General features: G+C 53.1%; 10 protein-coding genes. 4 read left to right on the top strand and 6 right to left on the bottom strand.

Annotation, left to right across the window (positions count from 1 at the left end; translation table 11 throughout):
* Positions 1-113 precede the first annotated feature (113 nt).
* The 3 genes from HNV11_RS20925 to pbpC all read right to left on the bottom strand — a co-directional run bounded on the left by HNV11_RS20925 (position 114) and on the right by pbpC (position 8,605).
* Complete coding sequence (locus HNV11_RS20925) at positions 114-5,651, bottom strand: alpha-2-macroglobulin family protein (RefSeq protein ID WP_171741514.1); 5,538 nt, start codon at positions 5,649-5,651, stop codon at positions 114-116.
* A 106-nt stretch (positions 5,652-5,757) separates the two neighbouring features.
* A complete protein-coding gene (locus HNV11_RS20920; RefSeq protein WP_171741513.1) occupies positions 5,758-6,198 on the bottom strand; it encodes a nuclear transport factor 2 family protein in 441 nt (146 codons plus the stop codon).
* A gap of 67 nt (positions 6,199-6,265) precedes the next feature.
* The gene (pbpC, locus tag HNV11_RS20915) at positions 6,266-8,605 is read right to left on the bottom strand and encodes a penicillin-binding protein 1C (RefSeq protein ID WP_171742267.1); all 2,340 of its coding nucleotides are present in this window, start codon (positions 8,603-8,605) and stop codon (positions 6,266-6,268) included.
* A gap of 145 nt (positions 8,606-8,750) precedes the next feature.
* Here pbpC and HNV11_RS20910 point away from each other — a divergent pair, with 145 nt between their 5' ends.
* Positions 8,751-10,145 carry an MBL fold metallo-hydrolase RNA specificity domain-containing protein gene (locus HNV11_RS20910; protein ID WP_171741512.1) on the top strand — a complete coding sequence of 465 codons (1,395 nt, stop codon included), beginning with the start codon at positions 8,751-8,753 and terminating at the stop codon, positions 10,143-10,145.
* 94 nt (positions 10,146-10,239) lie between these two features.
* On the opposite strand, the gene HNV11_RS20905 is transcribed toward HNV11_RS20910, so the two are convergent.
* Positions 10,240-10,443: a hypothetical protein gene (locus HNV11_RS20905; protein WP_171741511.1), complete on the bottom strand. Its 204-nt coding sequence runs from the start codon at positions 10,441-10,443 to the stop codon at positions 10,240-10,242.
* A gap of 194 nt (positions 10,444-10,637) precedes the next feature.
* Here HNV11_RS20905 and HNV11_RS20900 point away from each other — a divergent pair, with 194 nt between their 5' ends.
* Complete coding sequence (locus HNV11_RS20900; RefSeq protein ID WP_240163611.1) at positions 10,638-11,999, top strand: BatD family protein; 1,362 nt, start codon at positions 10,638-10,640, stop codon at positions 11,997-11,999.
* A gap of 70 nt (positions 12,000-12,069) precedes the next feature.
* Complete coding sequence (gene aroC, locus HNV11_RS20895; protein ID WP_171741509.1) at positions 12,070-13,149, top strand: chorismate synthase; 1,080 nt, start codon at positions 12,070-12,072, stop codon at positions 13,147-13,149.
* A gap of 3 nt (positions 13,150-13,152) precedes the next feature.
* On the opposite strand, the gene HNV11_RS20890 is transcribed toward aroC, so the two are convergent.
* Positions 13,153-13,356, bottom strand: coding sequence for a hypothetical protein (locus tag HNV11_RS20890; protein WP_171741508.1), 204 nt, complete (start codon positions 13,354-13,356; stop codon positions 13,153-13,155).
* Positions 13,357-13,536: 180 nt separating this feature from the next.
* Here HNV11_RS20890 and HNV11_RS20885 point away from each other — a divergent pair, with 180 nt between their 5' ends.
* Positions 13,537-14,442: an FAD:protein FMN transferase gene (locus HNV11_RS20885; protein WP_171741507.1), complete on the top strand. Its 906-nt coding sequence runs from the start codon at positions 13,537-13,539 to the stop codon at positions 14,440-14,442.
* Positions 14,443-14,480: 38 nt separating this feature from the next.
* Here the strand turns inward: HNV11_RS20885 and HNV11_RS20880 are convergent, their stop codons facing one another.
* On the bottom strand, positions 14,481-15,839 hold the full coding sequence (locus tag HNV11_RS20880) for a Gfo/Idh/MocA family oxidoreductase (RefSeq protein ID WP_171741506.1): 1,359 nt from the start codon (positions 15,837-15,839) through the stop codon (positions 14,481-14,483).
* Positions 15,840-16,082 lie beyond the last annotated feature (243 nt).

Below are 16,082 nucleotides of genomic sequence, written 5' to 3'. Positions count from 1 at the left end.
TGGTAACAACTAAGTGTCCCCAAAAAACGTACCAAGCCGGTTCTAGCGCTGTAGGGCCTGAATTGATGAGCTGCAGTGGATACTATTCCTACAAAAACTGTGGAGTAAATTCCCTATTTCACAGTTAGAAAGTTCAGACCCGCATAACTCCGGTATTCGCCGTTATACATGGCATCGGCACTGACCGGACCCTGTACGAACCGACCTTTTGAGGTGGCGCGGGCAAGGTAGTAGAATGTTCGTAGGGCTCCAGATGCGGTCGTGTAGAAGTTTATCCGATCGTCGCGCAGGTCGAAATGATCGGGCTGGGTCGGATTTTTTAACCACGGCATATCGCGCTGCTCGGTCAAGCGGGGGTTTTCGACCTCCAGACCGGCCGGAAGCAGGTCGGTAATGACAACGTTCTCGACGTTTAGCCCGTTGGTACTGACCAGCGTGATCTTCACAACTACCAGATCATTTTGCCGAAGTTCGTTCAGGACTTTCCCATCGCGATCGAGGTATTCCCGACGAACGCGTAAGCCGTGATCTTCCTCCGGAATTTGCCGTTTAGCCGGAATGCCTTCGCTCTGGGCAAAATAATAGACGTTTCCAGGGCCTTTAGCGGTCAGCATCAGGGGCTGATTCGTTGGCAGACGAGTTACTTTCAGAAACGCGCGAGTCATTGTGCCGAGTGATTTATCACTGGCCATTAGGGTAGCCGTCGCGGTATTGCCGACGTTTTGGCGAGCCAGCTTACCCAGCGCCAGAAAGGCAAAGGCCGCTTCCTGCGTGTTGAGGTAACTGGCTTGCTGTAAGGCCATGGCCAACTGCCGCGCAAGCGTCGGAATTTGCAGGTTATCGCGGTCGGTCGTTACGAGAGCGTCGAGTGATAAGGCGAGATTTCTTAACGGGGAGGCATAACTGCCGCCCGTTTGCCGCTCGGTTGTGTTGTCTGAAAACCGTTTGGGAAGTAAAGCAGTGTAGCTGCGGGTGTCGCCGATCCGGAAAAAGGCCGATGCCAGCAGATACCGGCTGTCAGGCGTCAGTAGTCCTACATTCTGTTTGTAATAATTCATAGCCGGGCGATTGGGCATGCCCGATACAGCAAGTACGTATAAGCCGTACAGATTAATCCGGCTGGCGAGTTTACGGGTCGTTCGGTCACCCGCTTCGTCATACGAGACGATGTTTTCAAAAGCCGGATTGCTGGTTAGGGTTGTCAAATAATCAAGTGCGGAGCTTAATACAGAGGGACGCACTTCATAGCCTGCTTCCTTAGATTCGGTTAAAAAATGAACGGCATAGGCAGTTGCCCATGGGTCTACGTCAGGACCTGAACCCGCCACTCCGCCAGGCCACATAGAAAACCCTCCGCTGGGTGCCTGCAGACCTTCAACTATCTGAATCGCCTGCTGAACATTGGTAGTTGGGTTAAGATCGCTGTCACCCCGACGAACGAAGTAGGTATTTGCCCCCATTTGTTTGGTCAGCTCGGCGAAATAAAGCTGCGGGAACGCTTTTGAAATAGTCTGCTCAATGCAGCCGTGGGGATAGCCCAGGAGATAGGACAACTCACGGCCATACTGTACAACCGGCGACCGGCTCAGGGTTATACTGGCTCGTGCCGTACCCGGTAGAAAATCACCCTCCAGATTGATTTTCTGCGTTTTTCCACCAGCTACTACGCCCGAGAGAGTCGTCTTCTGCAGCGAAGCCGCCGGACGAACCGTTACGTTGGTTATCTCGGTAAAGGTTTCGCCCAGGCCGTTTACCGTTACGGTTACCGCAGCCGGACCGATTGCTTGGCGGGCCGAGATACGGAAGGTGGTTCGGGCTTCGCGGCTGGGCTGAATGGTAAGCTTCTGCGTTGTGAGGCTATCCGATAGCAACGGTCCGCTTAAACTCAGTTTAGCCGTAACGATGGCAGGCTTTGCCGTTGTGTTGCTCAACGTAACTGGCAATTCAAGCTGGTCGCCGGGCGATAAGAACCGGGGTACACCCGTGCTGATGACAATCGGATCGGTTACCTTCATGTTGCTGCTGGCTGACCCAAAGGCATTGTCTTTATATGCAACAGCCATGACCCGCAAATCGCCCGAAAACTGCGGAATGTTGATGGTAAATTCTGCTTCGCCGTCGGAACCGGTATCAATCAGGCCGCTCCAGAGGGCTACCAACTGAACCCGGCCATTGCTTAGTGGGTTGACACGCCGTTCCAGATCATAGCCATCGCCCCCGACACTTGAACGGGCACGTAGCGACAACTCAGGATACAGCAGGGCGTAAAGGTCATGGCTACCGACTTCCAGGGCGCGTTTCTGGTAGAAGAAGCCGTGCGGATCGGGCGTTTTGAAATTCTTAAGTTGCAGAATTCCCTCATCAACAACCGCTACGGTTACCTGTGCATTGCGGGCGGTTGCAATGCGAATGGTTTGCCGGGTTTTCGACCGGGATTGGGCAACGGTCGTTATCTTAACGGGCAGTTTTGTAGCCGCATCCTGAACCGGTACTGGCGCAAACCCGTGCGCTACCGTAAGGGGAAGGTTGACAGGGCCGGTTTCCGAATCGTTCAGCGCCCGAATCAATGTTGCCGTTACGTAAACATTCGGCAGGTGGTCGTTGCCAATGGCGAACTGCCACTCCGCCGACTTATTGCTGGTCGTTAACCAGTGATGGTCAAGAACGCGGTTTCGCTCGACCGTAACAAGCAGTTTGCCGTCGAAGGGAGCTTTGAAGAGAACTTTAGCTTTGTCGCCGGTTTGATACGTCGACTTGTCGAGGGTCATAAGTACCTGCCCCTCCTGGCTGACTTCAAACGAGGAAGCCGACGTACTGCCATAGTCATAGGCGTAAAATCCAGTGGCTGCGTAACCACCCGATACGCCTGAATTACCCGCCCGCACACGAACCGCGTACTCACCCGATACGCTGGGTACATAACGGAAGCTGGCTTTGCCCTCGTTGAACGTGAGAGTATTGGTATAAACCGGTTTTTCGCGTCGTTTGGTCGTGTACCGGATCTGTCCGTCACCCGGTCCGCGCTTTTCGATGACAGTCTGGTAATCATACCGAACGACCTCGACGGTAGCCGTAGCGGATGGTTTTAGGGCACCGGCAGGATCGAGCGCAACCAGTTCGGCGGCTACGGGCGCGTTGGTCGTTACGTAGCGATTGGGCAGGCGGATACCAAAAAACGTATCCTGCGTCAGTATATCGAAGCGACGAAGCCGGTTGACAGGCCGACCGTTTTCGTCATAAACCGTTACAAACAGCTTCCCTTCCAGCAGGCCAATGTTCTGATACAGGGGGGGAATTGGGAATCGCTCGGTGGCCTGCCCGTTTGCATTCGTGCGTCCCTGCCGGAGCTCTTTCTGAAATGAAACTGGCCCGGCTGCCTGTTCGGAGGTTATGTCGAACGCATAATCCTCAAAGCCTTTAGGCGTAAACGCTTTTCGCTTAAGGTGAAGCTCCATTTCATAAGCGCGATCGGAAGCGGGCGGCCCGAACAGGTTTACGGCCGTAGCCGACAAGGTGATGGTTTGCCCCGTCCGGTAGCTGGTTCGATCGGTCAGAACGGTTACGTTAATGCGATCAGGAACGAATTCTTCAACGCTTATCGGCTGCGAGGTGAGCAGAACATTATTGGCATTCAGCACCTCAATGACATAGGTCCCGGTTACGGCCGCCGGATTGAGGGGTATATCCGTGGCGAAAGCGCCCTGGCTATTAGTGGTTTTTCGGAAAGCCCGCAGCTCGCGGCCGTTGGGAGCCAGCACGCGCAGCAGCATTGGGACTTCGCTGACCGGTTGCCAACTGGCCGACCGAACGACGGTGTTGAGGTGAATAGTTTCGCCGGGGCGGTAGATGTCACGGTCGCCGTAAACGAAGGCGTCAAAACCGGATGCGTTGTCGCGTTTGCCTTCCACCTCAAACCGCGAGGTTTCAACCTGCGTGTCGGGCAGGAACAAAAAGTTGAAATCGTCGGATGATCGGGCGGTCAGCAAAGCGATACGGGAACCCGGCAACGTAGAATCGGGAAGCTTCTCGCTTACCTTATCGAACTTCACAAAGCCAGTACCGTCGGTTTTGAGCGTATAAACGGACTGGTTATTTCGGCTAACGAGCGTTACTTCGATTCCCTGCATCGGCTCGGCGGTCTGGATAGAATTGGCCCAGACTAAAACCTCATCCGGCGTCTGACGGACGATCAGGCCAATATCCGATACCGAAACTAACTGACTGGCCTGCCGGTACGCTTCGTCTTTTGAACTAACCGAAACTAAATAAACACCCCGCAACGGTTGTTCCTGAAACGTCCTTCTAAGGTCTGGCACGGCGATATTCAGGGCTGAAACGCCCCGAACCTTCGGCAGATCGGTTGTTTCGATGGTTTTGTTAACGACGACATCGCTCAGGTCGCCCGCTTCGTCGTTGCTGTAATTGAACGTGCCGGTGGGTTTCCACTGACCGTCGGTGGCTTCGGCGTATTGCTCGTACCGGTTCGAACGAAGGTAATGTAGCAGGTTGTTTTCATACAGCCGGGCAATCTTGACTTGCACCTTCGGCACGTTGATAATATTCAGGCCAATGTTACGTGCGCCCTTCGACGATAAGTACAGCGCCTTCTGGCTGGCAAACTGAATACTGGCGGGCATCTTGCCAAAAAACAAATCCCGCGTTACGGGTTCGGCCAGTCTGGTATTCAACACACCCCGAATCTGGTCAGTCAGCGTTAAGACATACGTATCTGTTTCGGTGAAGTCGCCCCGAATGAGAAAGCCGTTCTCAGTTAGTTCGGCCGTCGTGGCAGCCTGCGGCTGAATGGTGTAGTACTGGCTCAAGTCGCCCGGTTGAACCTCCTGCGTCGTGATGACCCGAATAACGCCCTGCGGACCGCCGGTACGGGTTTCGGCCGTTTCAAAACTTGTCTGTACATCACTTACTTCTATGTTAAAACGGGAGGGAAGCGTGCTGGTCGTTTCGATGATCTGTTTGCTGACGTAGGCTGTGTTGAGAACTTTCAGGCCTTTGTCCAGCCTGACCGTTATCGGTCGCTCATTCCTCTCGGCCGGCGCATTCGGCAGCGTGAGCACTACAGTAGCTGGCGTCGGGCTCTGGACAAACTGCATTGCCATGGGCTGGCTCCCGGTGGTTACGGATAGTTTGCCGGAAACCTCCGCCGGATTAACCGGATAGTTAAACGTAAGTCGGTTTTTGGCCACCGGCTGACCCGTTTCCCGCGAACGCGACCACCAGGTTTCAGTGGCGTTTAGCTGGAGGTAAGGCGTATGGAACGTAATGTCGTCGCCCGATACGTTCAGGTCCTTCTGTCCGGATTGCTTGAGTAGATTATCGGTCAGTTCAGCGCGGTAATCGGTAGCCGGATCGAAGGCAACGGCTGGCGAAAAGATCAGTTCGTTCGGTGCCGACCAGCGAAACCAGCCGTGAACGGCAGGTTTAAAACGAACATACTGCGCCGAATCCCATTCGTTCAGGGCATTTTTGGGCCCAACATTCCGGTTGAACGTAAAAACAAGGTTCTGCGTCTGTTGGATTTCTTCATCGAAGTTCCGACCAATTACCGATACCTCACCAAACGGTAGATGGGCGCAGTCTATAAGAAAACCAAACGGAAGCGTTAGTAACAGCAGCCGATAAACGCGTTTCATGGGAGTAGCGGTGAGAGGTCGAATGGAAACGAAAAAACCCACTCAAAATAGGTGAGTGGGCTGGCTTTCCAGTACTCTGCTGGCCGATGACTTAGTAATCGGTTCGTTAGCGCATGGGTGTAAATTGCACATGAACGATTTTCCACGTTCCGCCCTGCCGCGTGCTCATCACCGAAAAGGCGACATTACTGTCAAATCCCTGCCCCTGCACGTTGCCTTTAGCTTTCCAGGTACCGGTCATCACGGCCGAGTCATTGTTATACTGGCGGGTCCGCGTATCCGAAACCGTGGCATTATCGACAACTACATAACCCCCACCAATGCCCTGAAGAAGCATATCGCCGTCGACCGAATGCCCATCAAAGCTGGTGATGCTGAAGTCGCTGGCTAAGAGCTTGCCCATTGTGCTGTTATCTTCATCGAGCATGGCTTTAAAAAACGCATTACCGAGCGCAGTCGGGTCCTGAGTTGGATCAGTCGTTTGCTGAGCAAAGGTTGTCGTGGCTGCCAGCAGGGTTACCACCAGAAGGAAAAAAATAAATTTCATAAGGCTTTATGGAATTTTAGGCTGGAAAAATGTCAATAAAAGGCGGAGCAGGCAAATAAACAAATCGTTACTCGGTTCGGATCATGACGCGTAGGTCGCTATGCCGGCCCCGGTCGTCAGCGCAGGAAATTTTCAGCATACCGGGCCGGGGTCGGAAGAAGACTGTTTCGGCCGGGCGAGCCTTACGGTATAGTTTGTCATTCAGGTACCAGAAAATCAGTTGTACATCGTCGGCCGTCTGGCAGCTCAACGCCATATCGGTTGGCTGCTTCGGGCTAATGAAGTAGTCGCTGCCATCGTTCAGGCTCGTAATCAGAGGGGGCTGGCTGTCGGTTCCGGTCATTCCGAAAACGCGTTCGCAGGCAGGATTGTGCATCGGTACCAGCTCATAGGGAATATGTCGGCTTTGGTAAAACGCGGCCATCTCCGGCGACAGATTCAGATACGAACGACGCACTGAACCTGAGTCTGGACGACAGTGGGCGCAATAGGCCAGCGTTCCGGCTGCGTTTGTAAAAACGGCTTTTTGGTGCTGGCAACGTCGATAGCGCGAAACGCCCATAATACTATAATCGGTTACCAGATTTTTGCAGAATTCGCCCGGTACGTCGCCCGTTTCGGGACAAACGAGCCGTATGGTCAGGTTTTTGGGCGGCCGAAACCAGCCGTTTGGCGAGTTATAGTCCAGGGCGTTCATGAGCTGAAACAGCAAGGGCGTAGCGGTGTTGGCTCCGCTGAGTTCAGCTACGCCTACGCCCGAAAAATTACCGACCCAGACGCCCACCGTATAACGCTGATTATAGCCAATGCTCCAGGCATCGCGCCGACCGTAGGAGGTGCCAGTTTTCCAGGCAATACGTGGCAGGTGGTAGCTGTTGTCAAAATTATTGGGCAGGTCCGGGCGGGTAATCTGCGTGAGCGTGTGGGTAATGAGATAAGCCGCTTCGGGCGAAACAAGCTGCACGGCATTGCCTGAGGGCTCCGTTGAGGAAGTAAACCGCAGCGGTGAGACACTACCCTGATTCGCCAGTCCGGTATAGAGCTGTGTCATTTCTTCGAGCGTAACGCCACAGCCGCCCAGAATCATGGATAACCCCAGGTCACTGGCCTGTTTTCGGATGGTGGCAAAACCGGCTTTTCGCAGAGACGCGGCCATCATTGGTGTTCCAATCTCCTTCAGCAGGGCTACGGCCGGAATGTTGAGCGAGTTCGCTAAGGCGAACTCCGCCGTAACGGAGCCGTTGAAGCGCCGGTCGTAGTTGTCGGGTTCGTAGCCGTTAAAATTAGTCGGCACGTCGGCCAGTTTCGTGCGGGGCGTAATAACACCCGCGTCGAATGCCAGTCCGTAGAGCAGGGGTTTGAGCGCACTGCCCGGCGACCGCACAGCCCGGACACCATCGACCTGCCCGCCATCGAACGTATTGCTAAAATCGGCCGAGCCAACGTAAGCCACAACCTCCCGTGTTCGGTTATCCACAATTAAGACGGCTGCGTTGTGGATATTTAGCGCCCGCAGCCGGTTTGCATAATTCTGAACCAATCGCTCCGCTGTAGCCTGCACGTTCGAATTGAGCGTTGAGCGAACAATCGGAACGTCAACCTGCGCAGCCCGCAGCCGGCGCGATACGTGCGGAGCCAGTTGCGGAGCGTTACGTCGATAAGCCGTTAGCGGTTCCTGAATGGCGTCTGTAATGGCAGCTTCGTCAAAAAGTCCCGCCTTCCGAAAACGGGTAAGCCAATGGTTACGAGCCTCTGCGACAAGTAGGTTGTTCTGCCCCAGCCGCAGGCTCGACGGGCGATTGGGAATGACCGTCAGTGTGGTCAGTTCGGCCAAACTTAACAGGGCGGGCGGCTTGCCGAAGTACAGAAGTGACGCAGATTTCAGCCCCTCAATATTGCCGCCGTAGGGAATCAGGTTGAGGTATAGTTGCAGAATTTCATCTTTCGAGTAATGCCACTCCAGCTGCAGAGCCCGGAACAGTTCAATCAGTTTGCTGCTGTAGGTTCGTTCGCGGGGCTCCAGCAGCCGGACTGTTTGCATCGTAATCGTCGAGGCTCCCGATGTGCGCCGACCACTGAGCAGATTTCGGAACGCAGCCCGCAGCATAGCTACCGGATTGAAACCCGGATGGTAACGAAAATATCGGTCTTCCTTGAACAGAATGGCATCCCGTAAGGCAGGCGTAATCTCCGGCAGTTCTGTATAAAGCCGCCATTTATCGTCGCGGCTTAGAAACGCATGAAGAATCTGTCCGTCGCGGGCCGTAACGAGCGTTGAGTAGGGAACGCTGGTGTTAATCGGGAACGCCCTGTCAAGTCCCCAGAGAATCAGCCACAGAGCTACAAACGCCTTGATCAGGCGGTACCGCCACAGGCGTTTGACACCACTCGCGACTTTTTCCAGCATCCCGATAGTCAACTCCGTGAATCTCTGCGTTTCTTTGTGCATGTCTCTGACTCGGTTGTGACACCGGGACACGTAAAGAAACAAGAGATTCACGGTGAGCCGTAACAATTTATTTTGTCCGGCTCCCGTTTTTTCTGCTCTAGCCATGATTATCCAATTTTTCGGCGCTGCCCGCACGGTAACCGGCAGCAAACATCTGCTCACGCTGACGAACGGTACCCAGATTTTACTGGACTGTGGCCTGTTTCAGGGAATCAATACCGACGAGCTGAACCAGGACTTTGGTTTCGATCCGGCCCGGATAGACTATATGGTGCTGTCTCACGCGCACATTGACCATACCGGGCTAATTCCGCGACTCGTTCGGCAGGGCTTTGAAGGACCGATTTATACCACATCGGCCACCATTGATCTCTGCGAAGTGATGCTGATGGACAGCGCCCGGATTCAGGAGCGAGACCTTGAACGCGTTAACAAACGACGGAGCCGCCGGGGACAGCCTGAACTCGAAGCGCTGTATGACGAAGACGATGTGCGTCGGGCGCTCGACCAGATGCGTTCTGTTGAATACAATCAGCCGTTTCGAATCTGTGATGAAGTGACGGGCCTGCTGACCGATGCGGCTCATCTGCTGGGCAGTGCGGCCATTAGCCTGGCAATTCAGGAAGGCCAGCAGGAGAAACGTCTGTTCTTTAGCGGGGATATTGGTCGGCCCGACGACAAGATTTTACGGAAGCCCGATCCATTCCCGCAGGCTGATTATATCATTTGCGAATCGACCTACGGCGACCGGCTTCACGAAGCCGAACCCGACATGAAGGCCCATTTGTTACGGATTGTGCGGCAAACCTGCGTTGAGGAACGTGGTAAATTACTCATTCCGGCCTTCGCCGTTGACCGGACGCAGGAGTTGATTTATGCCCTCGATCAGCTATCGAACGAAGGAGCGCTGCCCCGGCTGCCGGTTTATATTGACAGCCCCATGTCGGTGAAGGCCACTCACATCATGCGGGATCACGAGGAAGATTTTAACCCCGATATTCTGGCTTACATTAAGAAGGATGGGGATGCATTTAACTTTCCCAATCTACATTACGTCGCTGACGTTGAAGAGTCGAAAGCGATCAACAACCGGCAGGAGCCGTGTATTATCATTGCCCCATCGGGCATGGCGGAAGCCGGACGGATTAAGCACCACATCAAGAACAATATCGAAAATCCCCGAACGACTATCCTGCTGGTCGGCTACGCATCGCCAAACAGCCTGGGTGGGGCGCTGAAGCGGGGTGATCGCGACGTAACGATCTTTGGCGAGAAATACGCCGTTGCGGCCCGGGTTGAGGTGATGGATTCCTTCTCGGCGCATGGCGATTATCGCGAAATGCTGCAGTTTTTGAGCTGTCAGGATCCAAACCAGGTTAAAACGGTGTTTCTGGTCCATGGTGAATACGATAAGCAACTGATCTGGAAAGAAAAGCTACAGGCCGCTGGCTTTAAGCATGTCGAAATACCGGATATGCGCGAGAAGCGCGACTTATAGGGCATCCAGTGCCGCGCAATCCACAGCGTAACGCAGCAAAAAGCCCCGGCTAGGTAGCCGGGGCGTAACGAATTCAAAAAGCTCGGGAAAGCCGTCAGGCAAACCTTGCTCGAGAGAAGCAACGATTCAGCACAACCCGGTACATTTTACCGAACTGGGCGTAACACCAGCGTTTCAGTTGTTTAACCTCTTCGGGAATGAGCATCTGGATGGCCTTAGCCAGCTCTTTTTCAAACAGTGCTTTATCAAAACTCACCTTCTGAAGGATGGTCTTGATGTATTCAAGCATGGAAAGCATGGGAGGTTAGATTTATTTTTGGTTAAAGAAGTTCACAGTTTTCTGTAAGGAGAAACGGATCCATTTGCTATTGACTACTTAATCTCGGAACGGCTTGTACCGGAAAATGTTGCTACGAAATAACAATGTTAATTGAAATATTCCCAAAATTACTTGTATTATTTTTTTGTTGTTCAGTCGCTGCTTTTGCTCAAGTGGCTGATAATACGCCAGCTATTGAATTTAGTGCCTTAAATTTTCCGATTGAGCGGCCTTTTACTATTTCTGTATCAATTCCGGATAATGAAAACCGCCCAACGATCCTTTTTCCCGACATTCCGGGCTTTACAAAAAAAGGTACGTCGACCAGCGTAACCACCAGCGAAGTTGGGGGTGAAACCATCACTAACCAGGTTATCTCGCAGAGCTATCAGGCGATGGCTGCTGGGCGTTTTCGCCTGCCACCATTCGTGCTGATCATTAATGGAGTATCCGTGCGGTCGGAGGGAGCCGTGCTGGTCGTACGGTCGTCGGCAGCTGCTTCAGCGCCGGCTAGTTCGACGCTGACAACGGTTGCTGTGCCGCCCAATGGAGCGGCTTTTCTGGCATTACGAACGTCCCGATCTGCGATCTACACCGGGGAAGCCATTAGCCTGACTCTTGCTTTCTTCGTCGCCAATAACTATCCCTACGAGCTGAATATTACCAATCTCGATAAGCAGTTGCAGGAGATAACCCGGAGCATCCGGCCCGCTAATGCCTGGGAAGAAAACGTACATAGCGCAGATCTGAAAGCGGTAGAAGTACTGGTAGGCGGTAAAAAATTCAGGGAATACAAACTCTATAAGGCCATTTTTTTTCCCTTAGCCGCGCAACCGATCCGTTTACCGTCGGTGTCTATCCGGTTGGCACGCCCCCGGCCTGTTATCGGTCCACCCACGGCTCAAACAGAGTATGTATCGTTCAGCAGCAAACCGCTTACCGTCAATGTTCAGGCTTTACCTGCGCATCCTTTGCGGGGGCGGGTACCGGTTGGTTCGTTTGTTCTGGAAGAGAAACTCGACCGCCAGCGAGTAGGCGTGGGGAAGAGCGTCCGATACTCGTTCAGCATAGTCGGGGAGGGAAACATTGCAGCTTTACCGGAGCCTGATAAGCTGGACGAGGCTGGTAATGCCGATATTTTTCCGCCCGAAGAGCAGCATGTCATCAATCAGAATGGCAATCAGGTCACGGGTAGTAAAACGTTTACGTACTTTGTAGTACCGCGTCAAAACGGAATCATTTCGTTGGCGAATCGCTTTCAATGGATTTATTTCGATCTTCAAAAGGAGCGGTACGACACGTTACGGCCTAAAATGCAGCTGCATGTTGGTGGCTCGGCGGTAGCTCAGGAAGCTGCCATACCCGAAGGTGAGCTTGCCCCAACGGTTCCAAGCGGCAACTCGCTTTATGCCGGGATTGACGCACTGGATAGCAATCGCCAGCCAGTTAGTATTTCGGTATTGATTCGGGCTGTTGCCAATGTTCTGATTGTGTTGATGCTGTTAGGGATTATTTTTGTGTTTTTTAAGCGATAAAGGCGTTGGTTGACGAATAGAGAACCAGGAAAAGCTTCAGCGCCGAGTTCAACAACCAACGTCCCGACCTATGGGCAATACATACGGAACGATTTTCAGAATAGCTACTTTTGGTGAATCACACGGGCCGGGCATTGGCGTTGTGATTGATGGTTGCCCCGCCGGACTAACGTTCGACACCGATTTTATCCAGCACGAACTCGATCGGCGTAAACCCGGTCAGTCGCGCATTACGACCCAACGGCGTGAAGCTGACGAATTCGAAGTTTTATCGGGCGTATTTGAGGGCAGGACGCAGGGAACGCCGATCACCCTTTTGATCCGGAATACGGATCAGCGCAGTAAGGATTACGGTCATATCGCCGAGCAGTTCCGGCCTTCGCACGCCGACTACACCTACCAGAGTAAATACGGCTCCCGCGACTACCGGGGTGGTGGCCGTTCATCGGCCCGCGAAACAGCCGCCCGTGTTGCCGCGGGTGCCGTTGCCAAACTCCTGCTGGCCCAGCAGGGCGTGCAGATTCACGCTTATGTTTCGCAGGTAGGAAAGCTGAAACTTGAAAAGCCGTATCAGGAACTCAGCCTGGCGCTCGCCGAAGAAAACGCAGTACGTTGTCCCGACCCCGAAACCGCCGAGCGAATGTTTCAGTATATCGACGAAACCCGAAAGCAGGGCGACTCCATTGGGGGCGTGGTTGACTGCGTAATAACCGGCGTGCCCGTAGGCTGGGGTGAACCGGTGTTCGATAAACTCCATGCCGAGCTGGGCAAGGCAATGCTGAGCATTAATGCGGTCAAAGGGTTTGAATACGGCAGTGGCTTTGCCGGAGCGGAGTTATATGGCTCGATGCATAACGACGCCTTTTATACCGACGAAACCGGACATGTGCGTACCCGCACGAACCACTCGGGCGGAATTCAGGGGGGCATCAGCAACGGCGAGGATATTTATTTCCGGACGGCGTTCAAACCCGTAGCGACCATTATGCAGGATCAGGATAGTGTGGATGTGCAGGGCCAGACCGTTACGGTTTCGGGCAAAGGCCGACACGATCCCTGCGTAGTGCCTCGTGCGGTGCCCATTGTTGAGTCGATGGCGGCTCTGGTTCTGGCCGATATGTATCTGCGGAATAAGGCTGCGCAGGTGTAAAGACTATCTATTCCTTTTTCTAAAAACAGCCTGCATTAGCGCGAAGCCCAGAAATCCGAAACCGAGTGCCTGCCCGATAATCCCGATCGTCAGGGGCGCGCCCGCCCAGGATTGCGGCCTGAACGCGGCCCCAAGTAGCAGAAGGATAATGCCGCCGAGCCAGAATCCGGCAGCCAGTAAAACGAATTTATTTCGGATTGTTACCATAACTAATGATGTTGGTCAGGCCACGTCAGTAAAAACACGTTGGGCGCTAATTTGTCTTTCCGCTTCCGGATAGCTTTGCTGATAGGGTGCTTGTTTCCCTATACGCTCACTGCTCAGTCATATAGTCACGAAGGTTTTACCACTGCGGTTCTGCGTCGCTTCAGCTTTCACCGTGGGTTGATGGGAACGCAGTTTAGCCTCACCTTCTATGCGGCCGACAGTCTGACCGCCAGTCGCGCCAATGCCGCTGTATCGGCCCGGATGGATACGCTCAACCAAATCATGAGCGACTATCTGGACGGATCCGAAATTAACCGACTTTCGGCTACAGGCGGTTCCCGTCGGTGGGTGTCCGTATCAGCAGAGTTGTTTGAGGTACTACAAAAAGCGTGGACAATCGCCCGTCTCTCGCACGGTCGTTTTGATCCGACCATTGGACCGATGTCGTTACTCTGGCGTCGGGCGGTTCGGCGGAGGGAGTTTCCGGGCCCGACCGAACGTCGACGGGCAAGGCGGGCGGTTGGCTATCGACTGATGGAACTAAACCCTAAAAATCAAACGGTGCGGCTGCGTCGGGCGGGTATGCGGCTTGATGTAGGCGGAATTGGGCAGGGGTTTGCCATTGATGAGGCTCTGCTGGTATTACAACGGTTCGGCGTTCGCTCCGCTTTGATTGATATCGGTGGCGATATCCTGGCGGGCGACCCACCCCCTGACGGATCGGCTGGTTCGGGCTGGCGCGTGAGCATCGGCTCAGGGCAGAACGGAAAGCCGGATACAACTGTAATTTTGTTGAAAAATGCGGCCATTACTACGTCCGGCGATACGTACCGTTTTCTGGAATACAGGGGTCGGCGTTACTCGCACATTATGAACCCACGCTCGGGGCTGGGCTTGCGGCATTTTGTCCAGGCGACGGTGCTGGCACCCAACGGGTATCAGGCAGATGCGCTTACGAAGGTATTCAGTGTAGCGGGTATGCGAAAAAGCCGTCGGCTACTAAAGCGGTTTCCCGGTACGCAGCTCCTCTTGCTGGAAAACAAACGCGGCCGACTTCGCCAGTGGCAGTCGGCCGCGTTTAAGTAAATTATAAACCTGCTGTTTAGCAGCTTTGCTCCGTCTGTCTATACGGTTATGGTTTTACCTGGTACCGCAATCGGATAAAATCCATCCTTATCAGGTAAGCTCTTGGGCATGGCATCCCAGGCCAGTTTTTCGGGAAACAGATCGATCTGCGAATTCAGAGCCTCGTCCCACTTCACCACTTTTCCCGAATAAGTAGCCATACGGCCCATAATAGCCGTCATTGTACTTTTAGCTACTCGTTCGGCATCAGCGAATGTGTACTGGCCTTTAGCGATGGCTTCAAACAACTCATCGTGTTCAATCTGGTAAGGATTGCCATCTGCTTTAGCGTCGTGGGTATATAAAGGTTGCCCATTGTAGCTCATCAAGGCACTACTTCTCTTCTCCATGCCTTCAACTTTACCTTTCGTACCCAGGAAAAGTTCATCGACCCGGCTGTAAGTCCCTTCGTAGTGACGACACTGGCTGTTGATGGTTGTGCCGTCGGCATAAACAAAATCGACAATGTGATGATCAAAAATTTCGCCGTCATCTTTGCCGTTACGTACCTGGCGGCCACCCGTTCCCTGACAGGAAACTGGATAACTATTTTTCACCCAGTTTGCTACGTCAATATTATGAACGTGCTGCTCGTTGATATGATCGCCACAGAGCCAGTTGAAGTAATACCAGTTGCGCATCTGATAGTCCATTTCCGTCTGATTGGGCTGGCGAGGCTTATGCCAGACGCCACCGCTAATCCAATAGACCTGTCCGCCAATAATATCGCCGAGAGCTCCGTCGTGGATGCGCTTGATCATGTCACGATAACTAGGTTGATAGCGACGCTGTAAGCCGACGACTACGTTCAATTTTTTCTTTTTGGCTTCTTCGGCAGCCGCCAGTACCCGCCGAACACCCGGTGCGTCGGTCGCTACGGGTTTTTCCATGAAAATGTGCTTACCCTGCCGGACGGCCTCCTCAAAATGACTCGGCCGGAAACCCGGTGGCGTCGCCAAAATCACGACGTCTGCCAAGGCGATAGCTTGTTTATAGGCGTCGAAGCCAACAAATTTATGATCTTCGGGTACGTCTACTTTCGGTGATCCATCAGCTGCTTTTAAACCTCGTTCTGAAAGAATTTTATACGCTTGGTCGAGATTATCACGAAAAGCATCGGCCAATGCCACGATTTTAACGTTTTGCTTCGTACTAAGAGCCTGCTGGGCAGCCCCCCTGCCTCTGCCGCCACAACCGATAAGAGCAACTTTAATAGTGTCGTTGACCGAAAGGTGAAAGCCCCGGACCAGATGGTCGCCAGCGGTGGCTCCGAAGCTGCTTAGCATAGCGCCACCAGTCAACAAACCAGAAGCTTTGAGAAAACTGCGCCGGTTTGGGTTACTCGATTCGTGTGTCATACGGGTATAGAGGTCAATTAAGAGATAGTCCTGTTACCTGAAAGACAACTAGCAACCCTATATACTTTTTTCGGCTGCAAATGCTAAAAAAGCGGCTAAGATTCGAAACCGCTAAGTTTTAGCCAGAGAGACAGTAGTATTGATTTACGTTGAATAAAAAGGGTTACTTAACAAACTATTGACTTACAGCGCATTGAGGTTTTTATACTGCATGTTTATAGTTTGTTAAGGTGATTTTTTTAG

The sequence above is a fragment of the Spirosoma taeanense genome (assembly GCF_013127955.1).
In the GTDB taxonomy this organism is placed as follows: Bacteria; Bacteroidota; Bacteroidia; order Cytophagales; family Spirosomataceae; genus Spirosoma; species Spirosoma taeanense.
This window is presented reverse-complemented; position numbering and strand designations above follow the sequence as displayed.